This window comes from Candidatus Nanopelagicales bacterium, assembly GCA_028687755.1.
In the GTDB taxonomy this organism is placed as follows: Bacteria; Actinomycetota; Actinomycetes; order S36-B12; family S36-B12; genus UBA11398.
Window position 1 is genome coordinate 335,579 of sequence record JAQTZL010000002.1, and the last position, 16,440, is coordinate 352,018.

Here is a 16,440-nt window from a genome sequence, read left to right on the forward strand (position 1 = left end):
TCGGCGGCGTCACGGAAGTCAGACCGAAGTGGTACGAATGCCTCATGGCAGTCATGGGGCGGGATCGAGGGCGAACGGCCTGGCATCTGGATCTTGAGCCTTTGCCGCCCGCCGTTGTTCCTGTTCTTGATGAGCAGCAGCAAGCGGTGGTCGACCATCGTCACGGGGCACTGCTTGTGCTTGCGGGGCCTGGCACAGGCAAAACCACCACGATCGTTGAAGCCATCGTTGCTCGCCTGACTGATCCTGTTGAGCCCATTGCTCCCGAGCAGGTCTTGGCCCTGACGTTTGGTAAGCGTGCCGCCAGTGATCTGCGCGATCGCCTCGTTGGTCGGTTAGGTGGCGGAGTGCTGCCAGCCGTTGCCACGTTCCACTCCTTTGCTTTTGGCTTGCTTCAACAAACGGCAACTGCGCAGGATTACCGCGAACCACCTCAGTTGCTCTCCGGTGCTGAAGAGGATGTGCGCATTCGTGAGTTGCTGATGGGAGCCGTAGAAGACGGCACGATCGATTGGCCCGATGATTTGGCTGGCGCAGTGTCAACCATTGGTTTGGCTAATGAAGTTCGCGCCGTGCTGGCAAAAGCCAAGGTGCTGGGTATCACTCCCGAACATCTCGAACGTTTAGGCCTTGAATCACAACGCCCTGCCTGGGCTGCGGTTGGTCGGTTAGCTGCACAAGAAGCCGATGTCATGGAATGGCAAAACGTACTTGACTATGTCGAACTCTTAAGTGCAGCTGTTGCTCGCGCACGCAGCGAACATGTTGCGCCGACCTTGCAGCAGCAATACCGATTGATTTGTGTTGACGAATATCAAGACACTGATCCACTCCAGGTTGAACTCCTTCGTGCGTTGGTCGGCCCAAACACCGCAGTGATTGCGGTTGGGGATCCTGATCAATCGATTTATGGATTTCGTGGCGCCGACCTTGGTGGCATCTTGCGCTTCCCAGAAGAATTCGGCAGCGCGAATGCACCGGCACCGATTGTGGTGTTGCGTCATACCCGACGGTTCGGTCCGCAAATCCGTGATGCAGCAACGCGCATCATTGAAAAGGTTCGTCTGACGCACATTGATCCGCAATTACTCGCGGCGCATCGCAATCCGGTTTGTGAAGGTGAATCAACGCCTGATGCAATCCGTGTTGAAGCCTTTGATAGTGATTTAATGCGATCAGCCGGAATTGCGGCTCAGATGCGCACGATGCATTTACATCAGGGTGTGCCGTGGTCACAGATGGCTGTGTTAGTTCGCAACAGTCAAGACATCGCTGGAATACAACGAGCACTCGTGCAGGCCGGTGTTCCGGCTGCTATTGCAACGGATGAAATTCCATTGCGAGCCGAGCCAGCAATTGCGGTGCTGTTGCGAGCCTTGGAAGTTGCCGTGCGCCCAAGTGCGGTATCTAGCGCTGATGCACTCGAGCTGGTGAGCGGCCCGCTCTGCGGCGTAGATCCAACGCGGTTACGTGCGCTGGGTCGCGCTTTGCGTTTACAGGCGCGTAAGGATGACCCAACTGTCACGCCGGCTCCCGCCGATGAATTGCTTCGTGACGTATTACGAGGAACTAGGTCACTTCCTGACGATGAAAAACTCGTTGACATCAACGCAACCTTGCAGCAATTCATGAAATTGATGAGCGATGCACATCAGATGATCGAACGCGGTGCGGCGCCCGCAGAAGTGCTGTGGTTGTTGTGGTCAGGTCAATGTGCTGATCGCACGCGCGCGCATGGGTGGCCAGATCGCTTGCGCAGACAAGCCCTTGATGGTTCCCGGTCTGCTGATCACGATGTTGATGCAGTGATGGCGCTATTCGATGCTGCTGAACGTGCTCAACAGCGCTATCGCGGTGTGGTTGGCGTTCGCAACTTCGTCCTTTCACTTCAAGAGCAGCATCTTGCGGCTGAGCCTGTGTCTGAACGAGGTGTGCATGGAGATGTGGTGCGTGTGCTCACCGCTCACCGTGCCAAGGGTCAAGAGTGGGATGCGGTGTGGATTGCTGGCACCCAAGAAGGGCAATGGCCAGATCTTCGCCCACGTGGCAGCGTGTTGGAATCTGATCGCTTAACTGCGCAAGGAGTTGGTCCTGCTTTGAGTGCCAGTGCATTGCTGGCTGAAGAACGGCGCTTGATGTATGTGGCCCTCACGAGAGCGCGACGCCAATGTGTGATCACCACATTGCAAGTTGCTGAAGATTCTGGAACGCAACCAAGTCGTTTCTTGAATGAACTTGAAGTGCCATGGGTGCAGCCGGATCGACGCCCTCGTTACACAACCTCACTGGCAGCGCTTGTCGGTCAGTTGCGAGAGATTGCAGCCGACCCACAGCGCTCGCCGGCAATTCGCCATGCAGCGCTGCGTAAGTTGGCCGATTTGGCTGACGTCTTTGACGATGAAGGCAGCTCGCTTGTTCCTGCCGCCGATGTAACTCGATGGTGGGGCATGCGGGAAGTGAGTCATCGCGATGCACCTATGCGTGATGAAGCCAAACCCGTGCATTTGTCAGGAAGCGCGATTGACTCCATTGAAGCCTGCCCACTGAAGTGGTTCTTGGAGCATGATGTGCATGCTGAAGTGCCGCGTGGTGAAGCGACGAAATTTGGCAGCGTGATTCACGCGGTTGCCGATTACGTAGCAAAAGGTGAGGTACCCCAAGATCTCGATGCGGCTGATGCCTGGATTGATCGTGTCTGGCGTGACTTGCGATTTGAAGCACCCTGGCAAAGTGCGGCGGAACGAGCCATTGCTCGTGAGGCCATTGCTCGTTTCTTGAACTATCACTTGGCGGCATCGCGCACGCTCATAGCTACAGAAGGCGAATACACCGCTGTCATCGAAGTACCAACACCTGATGGTGGAACTGCTGAAGTGCAGCTACGTGGCTTCATCGATCGTGTTGAACAAGATGGCGATGGCAAATACCTGCCCATTGATCTTAAGAACATGAAGAAGCCGCCCGGCGATAAAGAAATCCCTGAGCATGCTCAGTTGGGCGTGTATCAACTGCTGTTGCGCCAAGCGGGCTATGAAGTCGGCGGGGCGGCCCTCGTGCAGTTGCGTGCCGATGAAAAGGGGAGTGCTGAGTTTCCCAAGGTGCAAAAGCAAGATGCTTTGCCCGAAGAATCGCCAACCTGGATTGAACTCAAGCTTGGTGATGCAGCACAAACCTTGCGTGATGAGGCCTTTGATGCTCGTGAAAATGATCTTTGCAAGTTCTGCGCCTATCGCACGAGTTGCCCGACGCAAAAGCAAGGCAAGCAGGTGGTGTCATGAGTCGTGAACTGACACGTCAGCAAGTTAATGCAGTGATGGGCGGGGGTTTTGAGTTCAGCGAAGAGCAGTGGGCAATCATTAGTGCTCCCCTTGAGCCATTCGTCGTTGTTGCAGGTGCAGGATCCGGTAAAACCACATCAATGGCTGCCCGCGTTGCCTTCTTGGTGGGTAGTGATCATGTAGCCGCGGAACAAGTACTTGGACTGACCTTCACGAATAAGGCTGCAGCATCCCTTGGTGCAAGCATGCGCAAGGCGTTGCGCAACCTTGAAGCCAACGGGCTACGCCCTACTGGCCCTGATCTTGGCGAGGATGAAAGTGTTGCTGGCGAACCGTCAGTTCAGACGTATAACTCCTTCGCATCACGAATCCTCAGTGAGCACGGCATTCGACTTGGTCGTGAACCAGGCGCTCGATTACTCAATGAAGGTTTCCGTGAACAGTTGGCTTATCGCGTGGTGTGTTCAAGTGCATTGCCACTTGAAGAATTTGGTAAAGGTCCAGATTCCTTAACCAAAGACCTCCTTAGTCTTGACGACCAGTGCAGTGAACTTGATATCACTCCTGAGAAGTTGATCGAGTGGGATACCCAACTCATCAACGACATGAATGGTGTTGAGCTATCCGGCGGAAAGTTCCTGAAGAACGCTGCTGAGATTCGTGAGACCGCAAAGAAGCGCCGTCATTTGGCACGTCTGGTCCTGGAATGGCGCGCAGCTAAAGAGCGTCACGATGTTATTGATTACACCGACCAAACGCGCCTTGCCTTGGAGTTAGTACGTCGATTCCCTGAGGTTGGTCAAAGTGTGCGTGAGCATTTCCAAGTGGTGCTCCTTGATGAATATCAAGACACCTCAATTGCGCAGCGCAAGTTATTGCAAGCGCTGTTCCCTGATGGGCATGCAGTCACCGCAGTCGGTGACCCGTGTCAGGCTATTTATGGCTGGCGTGGAGCAAGCGTTGACAACATTGACAATTTTGATCAGCACTTCCCAGCCATTCGTCAAGGGAAATTGGTGCCTTCGGCACGCTTCAAGTTGAGTGCGAACCGCCGATCTGGTTACAACATTTTGAAAGTCGCCAATGATCTGTCGCGCGGCTTGCGTGATTTCCACACCGGCATCGAAGAGTTGCAATGGGCGGATTCAGATAAGGGTGCTGGCTTAGTCACCATCGGGATGTTTGAACGTTCATCGGATGAGCGTGCCTGGGTCGTGGAGCGCATTGCCAATATTGGTGAAGGTCTGCAAGGCAAGTGGGGCTCAATCGCAATTCTGGCCAGCAATGGCAAAGAATTAGCCGCCTTTGATCAGTTACTCCAACAGCGCGGCATTCCCACCCAATTGCATGGCGCAGCGGGATTACTGAATCAACCAATCGTGATTGATGTGCGCAGCATGCTGCAGGCAGTTGTCGATCCCATTGCCAACGGCGCTCTTGTGCGGTTACTCAGTGGCCCTCGCTGGGCCATTGGCGCTCGGGATTTATTTGGTTTGGGTCATCGTGCTCACGTACTGGCACGCGGTGATCAAACGGCGAGCCCACAAACCGTTGCGCAAGCCCTGGACGCAGCTGTCGCTGGCGCTGATCCTGTTGAAATGACATCACTGAGTGATGCCACCATGGATCTCGGTGATCTTTCGAAGTATTCACCCGAAGCGGTGCATCGGTTTGCTGAGTTTGGCGAGGAGCTTCAATATCTACGTCAGTATTCCGCGGAACCACTTCCTGAATTTCTCACCCGAGTGCTTCGTGTTACGGGCCTAGACGTTGAACTGGCAATGGCAAGTGCACAAACACAGTTGGCCTGGATGACCTTCGCAAAGTTGGCTGCAGAATTCACTGATCTTGACGGTCGTTCGACGGTCAGTGCTTTCTTGCGGCGCTTAAGTGATGCGGAACGCTTTGACGTTGATCTCAAGGTTGATGTGGTCCAACGCACTGATGCAGTGCAACTCATGACCATTCACAAAGCTAAAGGTCTTGAGTTCCCGGTGGTGATTGTTCCTGGTTTTGTGGAAGGCGCGTTCCCTGGCGGTAATTCACGCAGTCGATGGTTGAAGAGCGCATCGGTTATTCCTTGGCACCTGCGCGAGGATAAAACGGACGCGCTGGTGAGTTACCCATCGCGTGATCGCAGCCCGTCAACCAAAGAAGTTGATGAGTACATCGAGGTATTGCGCGAGCACGACCTTCTTGAAGATCAGCGGTTGGCGTATGTGGCGCTCACTCGTGCAGAGAACACATTGATTGCAACAGGTCACTGGTGGGGCCCAACACAGCAAAAGCCTCGTGAGCCAGGCAGATACCTCGATCAAGTTCGCATAACGAGTACTGAATTCGATGAAGCCATTGCGCATTGGCATGAACTACCTGAGGATGAAAAGAATCCATATTTAGAAGAGGTGGAAGGGTTTGCTTGGCCTGCGCCATTGGAGCATCCATTCAAAGTTCGGGAATTGGCGAGGTTGGTTCACGAGGCAAGCTCGCACGTAGTTGCCGAGTTATCAGAGGCAGAAGCTGCTCTCGTTGCCCAATGGGATGACGACGCGCGCGTGCTGATTGAAGAGGCGCGCAACATGCGTGAACCAGTTGTGGACGTTGCACTCCCGGCCTCTGTTTCGGCCAGCGTGCTGATTCGTGCCATGCGTGAACCCGAACTTCTTGCCCGCGATCTTGCTCGCCCAATGCCGTCACCAAGTTCGGCGGCATCATCGCGCGGCACCGCCTTCCATGCGTGGGTGGAAACCCAATACGGGCAACAGTCCTTACTTGATCCCGATGATTTACCGGGCAGTGGTGATCAAGACATCGTGAGTGATGAGCAGTTGGTGGAATTAAAGGAAGCCTTCAGTCGCAGCGTATTTGCACATCTGACGCCGGTTGCAATTGAACAACCATTCGCCATGGTGATCGGTGGGCGAGTGGTGCGTGGCCGCATCGATGCTGTTTTCTCCACGAATGGTCGCTTCGACGTTATTGACTGGAAAACAGGCAGTGCCAAATCCGCAGATGAAATGCAGTTGGCGTTGTATCGATTGGCTTGGTCACGTATTGCCAATGTTCCACTTGATCACATTGATGCAGGGTTCTTGATGGTGCAAAGCGGCGAAGTGCTGCGACCAACACTGCCAGACCTTTCACATCTGACGTAGTAGCTCTACTTTTCCGCAACCTCAATTGGTTCTGCGCCATCAGTTTCATGCTTGGCGACAGCAATTGCGGCGCCTGCCTCTTCTGTTGGTGTTGGTCGAACACCAATGAGCTTGCGCATCCATTCGCGCGCAGGTTCTTCAATGAACTTCCACATCAGCCAAGCGATCACGAGTGCGCCGATTACTAGGCCAATCACGCCCAGGGTGTAGAGGGCACCGCCATCAATACCAGCAGCCTTCATCCCCGCGCGCCACAAGCCGAACCACACCAAGTGGGTCATGTAGAGGGAGTAGGAGATAAAGCCACCGAGAACGAGCGTTTGAGTACCAAGGGTTTTGGTCAAGCCGCGACGTGAAAGTGCAAGCGCGCCAATCCAAGCGATGAGTAATGGAACTAAGAGCAGGTGGAAGTACGGAGGCAGTGGTTCGGCATCCTCGCCAAGATTGATCTGAGGTGGTTGGGCGGATGGAAGGTTTGCCAAGAAAACAGTGCCCGCGATGACCAATATTGGCAAGATGATGGTGAGCCAGGTTGCAATGCGTTCGACCTTAGGTGCTGGATCACCGGTGAGGCCCGGATGCATGCGTGAAACAACGAGATAGGTAATGCCACCGGCGCAAAATTCGGTGAGCACGCGAATCGTGGAACCCCAGTTATTGGTGTAGTAGGAATCCGTCGTGCTGAGGCCGTAAACGATCAACGGAATGAGCACAACGACCCAGGCAACGAGCAATCCCCATGTTGGCAGCGAGCGGCGAAAGCGCCACAACACCAACACGATGAATGGGAAGAGTAAATACGCCAACCACTCCATTGACAGTGACCATGCGACAAAATTCCATCCGCGTTGTGGTTGTGATCCCCACTCTTGCACCATGAACAGGTTCTTGATGAAGTCCCAAGGAGTCAGCCAGTCGCGATTCAGAGCATCACCAGTGACCTTGGCTTGGGCAAACACGGCAAGGCCTGCGACTACCAGCATCACCAAGTGCACGGGGTAGATGCGGCCAAGACGCAACCACAGGAAGAATCCTGAAGTCTTGGTCTTGAACCTTTCTCCCATGCGTTCCAAATAGGTGTGCGCGAGGATGAATCCAGAAAGTGCGAAGAAGAGATCGACACCTAGACGGCCCACACGGAAGAAGTCCGAAAGGATGGGAATGCCGACGATCCCAATCTGATCGAGCGGGCCTTGAAGGTGGTAGAGCAACACCCATGCAGCGGCCAAGAAGCGAACGCCGGTTAACTGGCGAATAAAGATGTTCACAAGCACTCCTGTCGAATTCCTAAGCCCTGATCGTGGCACGGCAATAGGCTCACTCCTGTGACGAACACCCACCTCTTCGATGATCTGTTGTTCACTCGAGCAGGGTTAGACCGGGCTACGCATTTGCGCACCGATGATGAGTTTCTGGCAACGTTGCTCACCGCTCAATCAAAAGCCATCTGGGTGCATCGTGGGGAGTCACCATTGGATGTGGATTCCAATGACCACGAACTTGCGGTGATTGATGGTGAACACGTTGCTGCATTTATCGATGGTGACCATTCTCGGATCAGTTTCCTTGGCCTTGATGCCAGCGGTAACGCATTCATTGCGGTCCACCTCAACGAGCGCGAGGAACTCAGCGGTGAGCAGTTGTGGGTGGGATTGCGTGAAGCGCGCAATCTTCCCGACCTACATGCCTCGGCATTCGTTACGGCAGTTGGTCTAGATAACTGGCGAAATAAGCATCAGCGGTGCGCGGTATGTGGTGACGAGCTCGTGGTGACTCAAGCCGGTTGGACCCTGCATTGCGCGGCTCACGAGATGGATCACTTCCCACGCACCGATCCGGCGATCATCGTGCTCGTGCGTGATGCTGATGATCGCGCCATGCTTGGGCGTCAAGCAAGTTGGCCGGAGGGTCAAATGTCGACCATTGCTGGGTTTGTTGAACCGGGTGAATCCGCTGAAGATGCAGTTCGCCGCGAAGTCTTTGAAGAAACTGGCGTGATCATCGGTAAATCAAATGAAGCGCTGACCTATTGCGGAAGTCAGCCCTGGCCATTCCCGGCTTCGTTAATGCTGGGTTATCAAGCTCTCGCGGAACGCAATGAGATCAACGTGGATCAGCATGAGATTGCTGAAGCGCGGTGGTTCACGCGTGATGAAATGCGAACAGCATGTGAAAGTGGCGAACTTAAACTTCCGCCAACGACGTCGATCTCAAGGCAACTGATCGAGCGGTGGTTCGGTGAACCATTGCCTGGGAACTGGTCACGCTAGAGCGCAGCGAGCTTTTCTTTGACCTGAGCCAGTGATGGGTTGGTCATTGCGGTGCCATCGGTGAACACGATTGTTGGAACGGTCTGGTTACCACCGTTGACCTGCTCGACTAGCGCTGCAGCGGCCGGATCTTGCTCAATATCGACCTCTTCGAAGGTGATTCCTTCACGGCCGAACTGAGCCTTGAGGCGCTGGCAGTAGCCGCACCATGGGGTGCTGTACATGATCATGAGGACACGGTAACCGGTGCAGCAGGTGTCGGACTAGGGCACTACCGTGCGAGGAATGACCCCAGAGTCCATCCTTGAGGCGCTCGATGACGAGCAGCAGGCTGTTGCTGCTGCCGTCCACGGGCCGGTCGTGGTGCTCGCCGGGGCAGGAACTGGGAAAACCCGAGCCATTACGCACCGCATTGCCTATGCGGCAGCCACAGGCGCGCATGAACCACGCCGCACACTGGCGGTCACCTTCACTACTCGTGCAGCAGGAGAGATGCGTTCGCGTCTGCGTGAGCTTGGAGTTGAGGGCGTAGGAATACGCACCTTCCACGCAGCGGCCCTTCGTCAACTGCGCTACTTCTGGCCGCGTCTATCCAGCAATGAATTCCCGCAGTTGTTGCCAAGCAAGGCACGCCTCGTTGCTGAGGCTGCAGCATCGTGTGGACTTTCAACCGATCAAGCCCTAGTGCGAGATCTTGCATCGGACATTGAGTGGTCCAAGGTTCATGAATTGGAAGCCAGTGATCTTGGGCGCGATCCAAAGTCATTTATACGCACGTGGAGCATGGATGTTGGCGATGTTTCGCGCACATACGCCGCATACGACGACCTCAAAGCACGCCGCGGCTATTTAGATTTCGAAGATGTACTCCTGGTCACAGTTGGTGCGTTGCGTTCGCGCCCAGATATTTTGGATGAAGTGCATCAGAACTATCGATGGTTCACTGTTGACGAATACCAGGACATCAACCCTGTGCAACATCGCCTGTTGAATTTATGGCGCGGTGATCGTGACGACGTATGCGTGGTTGGCGATGTCAGCCAAAACATTTACTCATTCACAGGTGCCTCACCCGATTTCCTCATCAACTTCCGAAAAGAATTCAAAGATGCTTCTCAAATTGAACTCGTGAATTGCTACCGCTGTGCTGAACCAATTGTTGCCGCAGCAAATGCAGTGATTGCCCAAGCGTCGACGCCGGCATCACTTCAGTTGCGCGCAGTGCGCGCGGGCGGCGTAAAGCCCGTGGTGAAGGCATATGACGACGATGTTGACGAGGCCACATCCGTTGCCGAAGAAATCGCAGATTTGATCGCCAAGGGAACCTCAGCTAAAGACATTGCGGTGCTGTTCCGCGTGAATGCGCAATCTGCTGAACTTGAATCAGCACTCACCGAACGCGGTGTGCCAATTATGTTGCGCGGTGTTGAGCGCTTCTTTGATAGAGCAGAAGTGCGTGAAGGCGTGACTCGACTTCGTGGTGCAGCACGTGCTGGTGGAAGTGCAGGAGCGCTCGGCGATGAAGTGCGAGCCGTGCTTGGTGCTGCAGGTTGGGCAGATACTCCACCCAAGGGTGGCGGAGCTGTACGTGAGCGCTGGGAGTCACTCTCTGCACTTGTTGCCCTTGCTGATGAACATGCTGAACTTGATTTGTCCGCCTTTATTGGCGAACTTGATCGACGTGCCGAAAATCAGCATGCACCGGTTGCTGATGCAGTAACCCTTGCTTCCTTGCACTCAGCCAAAGGTTTGGAATGGAGCGCGGTATTTATCGTTGGTTGCAGCGAAGGGCTATTGCCGCTGCAATACGCCGAAACCGATGAAGCGATTGAAGAAGAGCGCCGTCTTTTCTATGTTGGGGTAACCCGCGCTAAGGATCTCTTGCAGTGTTCATGGGCGAAGGCTCGTCAACCTGGTGGTCGATCAAGCCGTCAGCCAAGTCCGTTCCTGCGTGCGTTCAGTGCGAGTGGATCAGCAGCAGGTGCTTCAGCTCGGGTGCAGTTGGGATCAAATAAGCCGCGCAATGAGCGGGTGCGTAAAGGCCCGGCGAAATGTCGTGTGTGTAATAAGGCGTTAGTCACTGCCCAAGAGCGCACCCTTGGGCACTGTCACACCTGCCCAGTGGATCGTGATGAACACACCTTTGGCGCCCTTCGCCAATGGCGGTTGTTGCTCTCACGTGAACGCGAAGTACCTGCGTACGTCATTTGCACGGATGCGACCTTGTTGGCCATTGCCGAACAAAAGCCTGATTCGCTTGATGAGCTCGCTGAAATTCCAGGCATTGGCCCGGCCAAGCTGGCTGAGTTTGGTGAAGACATCCTGGGCGTGATCAAGGCCCAGAAATTGCAAAATCCGGTATAAAAGTATTGCAAAGTCCGGTATAAAAGTGTTGCAATTTCCGGTATAGTTTTCTTATGGTGTACCTCAACCGGGCAGTCGATGCTGGAGTCGCGGAGCTCTTATCAGCCATGGGAGGTGTACTTCTCGAAGGCGCAAGGGGTTGCGGAAAAACGTCTACCGGGTTGCATCATGCCCAAAGCAACGTACGGCTCGACACGTCTGCGGAACTCAGGCAGCTGGCATCTCTCAACCCAGGGGCTCTACTACAAGGGGCCGTCCCCCGGCTAGTTGATGAGTGGCAATTAGCGCCAGAACTTTGGAATGTTGTCCGGCATGAAATCGACACTCGACAGCTCAAGGGCCAATTCATCCTTTCAGGATCGTCCACTCCTCCTGAAGATCCATCGCGACATTCTGGGGCAGGAAGGATTGGTCGAATTCGAATGCGTCCGATGTCACTTGCTGAAAATGGGCAGTCAACTCATCGAGTGTCGCTGGCAGATATGCGTGCGGGTGCCGCGGTTTCTGGGACGAGCGCATTGACGTACCGCCAGTTGGCAGATATTTCTGTGACTGGCGGATGGCCAGGCTTGTTGAATGCAACTCCGCGTCAAGCGTTGGCATTTAATCGTTCATATTGCGAAGATCTGTGTGCAACTGAAATTCAACAAGGTTCGGGCGTGCGTCACGATCCAATTCGGATGCGAAGGTTATTGGCATCTGTTGCTCGAAATATTTCAGGAGAAGCAACGATGCAAAGTCTCGCATCTGACGTAGCGGGTGATGGAGCTTCGTTTACAGCTGAAACAGCACGAAGGTATTTAGATTCGCTTGCCGCAATTTTTGTATACGAAGAACTCCCAGCATGGAGTGTTGCTTTACGGTCAAAATCTCGATTACGTTCCAGTGCGAAGCTGCACCTTGTTGATCCTGCGCTTGCGTGCGCTGCACTCAACATCAATTCGGAAAGACTCGCTGGCGATCCCGAATTCTTCGGTCGGATTTTTGAATCAATGGTTGTTCGTGATTTGCGAGCACTTGCCAGTGCGGATGGCGGCGTTGTTTATCACTATCGGGACAACACTGGATTGGAAATCGATGCGATCCTCGAGTACCCAGACGGTTCGTGGGCTGCTATTGAAGTGAAACTTGGAAATTCTCGAGTCGGTCAAGCAGAAAAAAATCTCATGACATTGAGAGATGCGAGGGTAGACACCGACAAGGTTGGTCCACCATCGTTCCTCGCTGTGATCACCGGCACTGAACATGCGTATACGTTGCCATCTGGGGTGCATGTAATCCCTTTAGGAGTGCTGGGGGCATGAGTTATCCCAGGTATTTCTAGGTTTGTTCGTAACCCGGAACCCACTTCTCAATTTCCCCGCGCATTGGCACAGTTGCTCCAAGTTGGCACAGCACACCGATGCCGCCGAGCCACACGCGATGAATAAGTGCATATTCAGGTGGCAGGTTGAGTTTTAAACCAATTGTGAAGTCAGGGTCGCGAAAGTCGCTGGTGCGGTTGAACTGGGCACGCATCCACTCGCGAGTGAACGTGAACTCTTCAAAGGTGCTTGGTTCAACAAAGGGATCTAAATATTGCAGAAGTTGCTCAGGATCTAAGTCAATTTTCGTTTTGATGAAACCTTCTTCACGCAAACCTTCAACAACCGTGTCAGCATCGCCGAGTTGGGCTACGCGCAGCAAAGTTCCCATCGGGCGAGGTAGTCCATCGGGAAGGCGTGCCACGGCACCGAAGTCCAATGCGCAGAACTTTCCTTCGGGCGTGATGCGGTAGTTACCTGGATGTGGATCGGCATGAAGGAGCCCAACACGGGCCGGGCCAGAAAGTAAGAAGCGGATGTATTGAGTTCCTGCAAAATCTCGTTCTTCTTGAGTGCCGTCTTTAATGACCTTGGAAAGCGGTGTGCCGTCTATCCATTCGCTGACCAATACATGCGGGGATGACACCACCACGTGTGGCACGACAACTTCTGGATCACCTTCATATGCATTTGCGAACTCGCGCTGATTATTTGCTTCGTTGATGTAGTCCAGTTCTTCGATCATGCGCGATTTAAGTTCATCGATGAGTGGCTTGATGTCCATGCCTGGAATCCACGAGGCTGTCATTTTGCCTAGGCGCGCCATTTGGTTGAGGTCGGCTGTCAATGCTTTATCAGCGCCTGGATATTGCACTTTGACTGCAACTTCACGTCCGTCATGCCAGATGGCTTTATGTACTTGGCCAATCGATGCTGATGCCGCCGGCTTGTCATTAAATTTTTTGAAGCGCTTGCGCCAATCGGGGCCGAGTTCTTTTTCCAAGATTTCATGCATGCGCTTGGCTTCCATCGGTGGCGCGGAATCTTGAAGTTTGGTGAGCGTCTCGCGATACGGAGCGGCAAATTCCTCGGGCATAGCTGCTTCAAAGATGCTCAAGGCCTGACCAAACTTCATGGCCCCGCCTTTGAGTTCACCCAAGACTTTGAAGAGTTGTTCAGCAGTGCGTTGTTGTAATTCGGCGCTTACTGATTCAGCGCTCTTGCCGCCCACGCGCTTGCCAAGGCCCAAGGCAGCGCGACCCGCATATGTAGCAGGGAGCGATGCAACCTTCACGCTGCGTCGGATTGAGCCTTTGGGCAGTTCAACCATGGAGCCATTGTCACCCTTAGATGTTTACTCGATGAGCCCACCCTCAAGAGTCCACTGACATTGACACAGCGGGTGAGGTAGGCGAGGTTCAATCCGCACCTCGCATTCGGGTAGACGTAACTCGTAGGACAGGTTCTTCCATTGGGTATGCGTCAGGTTCCTGTCGGTCCAAGCTCGCGCAAGCTTGCCTACATACGTAGCTATCAGCGAGGTTAAGAGTCGATCGATCGGAGCATTGTTCACTTTGGTGATGGCGTGCGTGAGTTGTAGTGAGACGTGCGGCCACTGTGGATCAGCGTCACGGGTATGGAGATAGGCGCAGCGCAAGCAGCTGGTCTGGCCGGGCATAACGAGGGGACCTGCAACAGCGCGGTCGCCATAGCTTGCAACGAATAGGTGAGCGCTACTTGGGAGAGCGACTTCCACTGAGGCAACTTCACTACCAATCACTGGGTGTGAACCAAGGATCACGGTGAGGTCTGCGGTGAAAGGATCTGCTGTGAAACTCAGGCCAGCTGCACAAATGGCCTGCTCAACGCAATCGCGCAGATGTGAGGGTGGTCGTTGATTCGCAGGTGTAGTGAGGTGCACATGCGTGCGGTGACGTTGGTCAATGAGCGCATGAGCAAGGCCGGGGTTGCCGAAAGTGAGCAGCGCGGCACCATGGTCAGGCTCGCAAGCAGCACGCGCGATCGGGTCCATGTATCGCCAGCTCGTGGGCAGTTGGGATGCATCATCTATTGCGCCTGCGTGAGCTGCCATACGTAATAACGCTTGGGCGCGCGAGGGAGTAAGGCCCAGTGCGCTGACCTGCTCCTGGAGTTGTGCCATCGTGCTCAGACCGCTGAGGGAGAGCAACCACGCCGCTAGGGGTTGATCAAGCGGGGTCACGATGTGCCTTCTACCCTCACCGATTTGGGCTAAACCATCCGATCGCCACAGCAGTGGGCACTGGGATCGGTAGCGCGGGCGGGCCTGTGGGTGCGTGAGCCAGTGGTCAGTCATGGGAACACCATGGGCAGGCAGCCCTGTGGATAACCAGATGTGACCCACAGGCCTTATGCGGTATGAGCGTGAACAAGTGTCCGTTTTGATACGAATTAATATGAAAAAATCTGTGAAACACGCTCAATCCCTAGGCGCGGTTTCAGGGGCAAGTGGGCCTGCGTGCCCTACTGTGGAACTCGCCCGCCTAGCGGGTAGCCGCGATCCACGCGGTATTTGATACCCCACGTGGGTCATGACAAGAGGAGAGCCACATGGCTGAAGAGAGCTACACCGGCGAGGCTTACTGCGTGAAGTGCAAGGCAAAGCGCGAGTTCACCGGTCACGTTGAAGAAACCAATGGTCGTCGTTTCGCCAAGGGCATTTGCCCAACGTGCGGCACCAAGGTCACCCGCATTTTGGGTAAGGCTTAATCGAACTTCGTCAGGGCGGGACATCTTCGGATGTCCCGCCCTGACGCATTCGGGTTACGGTTCTTGTATGAGCAACATGCCTTTCGGGTTCGGTGTCGGCGGCGACCCCAATCAGCCCTTCGATATGGCTTCTCTTGGTGAAGCCCTCCAGCAATTTGGTCAGATGCTTTCGCAAGCACCAACGAACTCGGGCCCAGTGGCCTGGAATGTGGTGCAAGACGTTGCACGTAAGGCATTGCAGACCACCGGTGATCCAGTTGTCGCTGATGCTGAACTGCGATCAGTGATAGCAAGCATCGAGCTCGCCAACCATTGGCTCGATGAAGCGTGCACCTTCCCTGAAGTAACCGTTGCTCCCCAGGCGTGGAGTCGTGCGCAATGGCTTGAAGCAACACTTCCTGTATGGACTCGCATCGTTGAGCCAGTAGCAAAGCAAATGCAAGGAGCAATGCCCCTTGATCAATTGCCAATGGAAGTGCCTGAAGAAATGAAGGCAATGCTTGCCCCGATGATGGGCATGATGCAGCAGCTCAGTGCAGTTGCCTTTAGTAATCAACTTGGCACCTCGCTTGCTGCGCTTGCGCGCGAAGTGGTGAGCGCATCTGACATTGGTATTCCGTTGACGGAAAATGCTGTTGTTGCATTAGTGCCAAGTAATGCAACTGCCTTCGGTAAAGGTCTTGAAGTTTCTGCTGACGATGTCCGTTTGTACTTAGCGCTTCGCGAATGTGCGCATCAACGTTTATTTGCACATGTGCCTTGGTTGCGTGCTCGTGCGATTGGTGCGATTGAAGCGTACGTCGCAGGTCTGCGAGTAGATCAAGGCCGCATGCAGGAGTTGATGCAAGACGTCGACATCTCCAACCCAGAAGCGTTACAGGAATTGATGACCTCTGGGTTGATGCAACCTGAAGACACCGAGGAGCAGCGTGCTGCGCTGACACGCTTGGAAACCTTGCTTGCTGTTGTTGAAGGTTGGGTTGATGACGTCGTCACCACGGCAACGAGTGAACGGATGCCATCGGCGATTGCCTTGCGCGAAACCATGCGTCGCCGTAGGGCTGCTGGTGGTCCGGCTGAAAAAGCCTTCGGTTCGTTAGTGGGCTTGGAATTGCGGCCACGCTCCCTGCGAGAAGCAGCCACGCTGTTTGCTGCCCTTCGCAGCCAAGGCGGGACCGAAGTTCGTGACGCACTGTGGGGTCATCCAGACCTGCTCCCTGATGCCGAAGACCTCACTGATCCGCTGGGGTTCATTGAGCGTTCACAGGCAAGCGACGAGTGAAACTTTTTTTCGTCCACAAGGTGTGGGCAAGGTTTTCCC

The 16,440-nt window shown here is 54.5% G+C and carries 11 protein-coding genes; 7 read left to right on the forward strand and 4 right to left on the reverse strand.

The genetic code is table 11. The features are described 5' to 3' along the window. Positions 1-44 precede the first annotated feature (44 nt). Together PHN51_04800 and PHN51_04805 are read left to right on the forward strand one after the other, a co-directional pair. On the forward strand, positions 45-3,278 hold the full coding sequence (locus PHN51_04800) for an ATP-dependent DNA helicase (GenBank protein ID MDD2818097.1): 3,234 nt from the start codon (positions 45-47) through the stop codon (positions 3,276-3,278). Continuing rightward, a complete protein-coding gene (locus PHN51_04805) occupies positions 3,275-6,433 on the forward strand; it encodes an ATP-dependent DNA helicase (protein ID MDD2818098.1) in 3,159 nt (1,052 codons plus the stop codon). Before PHN51_04800 ends, PHN51_04805 begins: the two co-directional genes overlap by 4 nt. 5 nt (positions 6,434-6,438) lie before the next feature. Here PHN51_04805 and PHN51_04810 read toward each other — a convergent pair whose 3' ends face one another. After that, positions 6,439-7,701: an acyltransferase gene (locus PHN51_04810; GenBank protein MDD2818099.1), complete on the reverse strand. Its 1,263-nt coding sequence runs from the start codon at positions 7,699-7,701 to the stop codon at positions 6,439-6,441. Positions 7,702-7,758: 57 nt separating this feature from the next. Here PHN51_04810 and nudC point away from each other — a divergent pair, with 57 nt between their 5' ends. After that, a complete protein-coding gene (nudC, locus tag PHN51_04815; protein ID MDD2818100.1) occupies positions 7,759-8,703 on the forward strand; it encodes an NAD(+) diphosphatase in 945 nt (314 codons plus the stop codon). On the opposite strand, the gene PHN51_04820 is transcribed toward nudC, so the two are convergent. Continuing rightward, positions 8,700-8,933, reverse strand: a complete 234-nt coding sequence (locus PHN51_04820) for a mycoredoxin (protein MDD2818101.1) — start codon at positions 8,931-8,933, stop codon at positions 8,700-8,702. The two genes, nudC and PHN51_04820, sit on opposite strands and share 4 nt — an antisense overlap. A 55-nt stretch (positions 8,934-8,988) precedes the next feature. Between PHN51_04820 and PHN51_04825 the strand changes: the two genes are divergently transcribed. Then, positions 8,989-11,067, forward strand: coding sequence for an ATP-dependent DNA helicase UvrD2 (locus PHN51_04825; protein MDD2818102.1), 2,079 nt, complete (start codon positions 8,989-8,991; stop codon positions 11,065-11,067). A 107-nt stretch (positions 11,068-11,174) separates the two neighbouring features. Next, complete coding sequence (locus tag PHN51_04830) at positions 11,175-12,371, forward strand: DUF4143 domain-containing protein (GenBank protein MDD2818103.1); 1,197 nt, start codon at positions 11,175-11,177, stop codon at positions 12,369-12,371. A gap of 16 nt (positions 12,372-12,387) precedes the next feature. Here the strand turns inward: PHN51_04830 and PHN51_04835 are convergent, their stop codons facing one another. Further along, positions 12,388-13,701, reverse strand: coding sequence for an AarF/UbiB family protein (locus tag PHN51_04835; protein ID MDD2818104.1), 1,314 nt, complete (start codon positions 13,699-13,701; stop codon positions 12,388-12,390). 24 nt (positions 13,702-13,725) lie between these two features. Beyond that, positions 13,726-14,706, reverse strand: a complete 981-nt coding sequence (locus PHN51_04840; GenBank protein ID MDD2818105.1) for a hypothetical protein — start codon at positions 14,704-14,706, stop codon at positions 13,726-13,728. A 254-nt stretch (positions 14,707-14,960) separates the two neighbouring features. Here PHN51_04840 and PHN51_04845 point away from each other — a divergent pair, with 254 nt between their 5' ends. Further along, entirely contained in the window at positions 14,961-15,119 is a 159-nt protein-coding gene (locus PHN51_04845) for a DUF5679 domain-containing protein (GenBank protein MDD2818106.1), read from the forward strand. Between the two features lie 67 nt (positions 15,120-15,186). Beyond that, the gene (locus tag PHN51_04850) at positions 15,187-16,401 is read left to right on the forward strand and encodes a zinc-dependent metalloprotease (GenBank protein ID MDD2818107.1); all 1,215 of its coding nucleotides are present in this window, start codon (positions 15,187-15,189) and stop codon (positions 16,399-16,401) included. Positions 16,402-16,440 lie beyond the last annotated feature (39 nt).

Coding starts and splice junctions, on each gene's coding strand:
- PHN51_04835 (MDD2818104.1), bottom strand. CDS start 13,701: ATGGTTGAACTGCCCAAAGGCTCAATCCGACGCAGCGTGAAGGTTGCA.
- PHN51_04845 (MDD2818106.1), top strand. CDS start 14,961: ATGGCTGAAGAGAGCTACACCGGCGAGGCTTACTGCGTGAAGTGCAAG.
- PHN51_04805 (MDD2818098.1), top strand. CDS start 3,275: ATGAGTCGTGAACTGACACGTCAGCAAGTTAATGCAGTGATGGGCGGG.
- PHN51_04800 (MDD2818097.1), top strand. CDS start 45: ATGGCAGTCATGGGGCGGGATCGAGGGCGAACGGCCTGGCATCTGGAT.
- PHN51_04830 (MDD2818103.1), top strand. CDS start 11,175: ATGGGAGGTGTACTTCTCGAAGGCGCAAGGGGTTGCGGAAAAACGTCT.
- PHN51_04825 (MDD2818102.1), top strand. CDS start 8,989: ATGACCCCAGAGTCCATCCTTGAGGCGCTCGATGACGAGCAGCAGGCT.
- PHN51_04840 (MDD2818105.1), bottom strand. CDS start 14,706: ATGACTGACCACTGGCTCACGCACCCACAGGCCCGCCCGCGCTACCGA.
- PHN51_04820 (MDD2818101.1), bottom strand. CDS start 8,933: ATGATCATGTACAGCACCCCATGGTGCGGCTACTGCCAGCGCCTCAAG.
- PHN51_04850 (MDD2818107.1), top strand. CDS start 15,187: ATGAGCAACATGCCTTTCGGGTTCGGTGTCGGCGGCGACCCCAATCAG.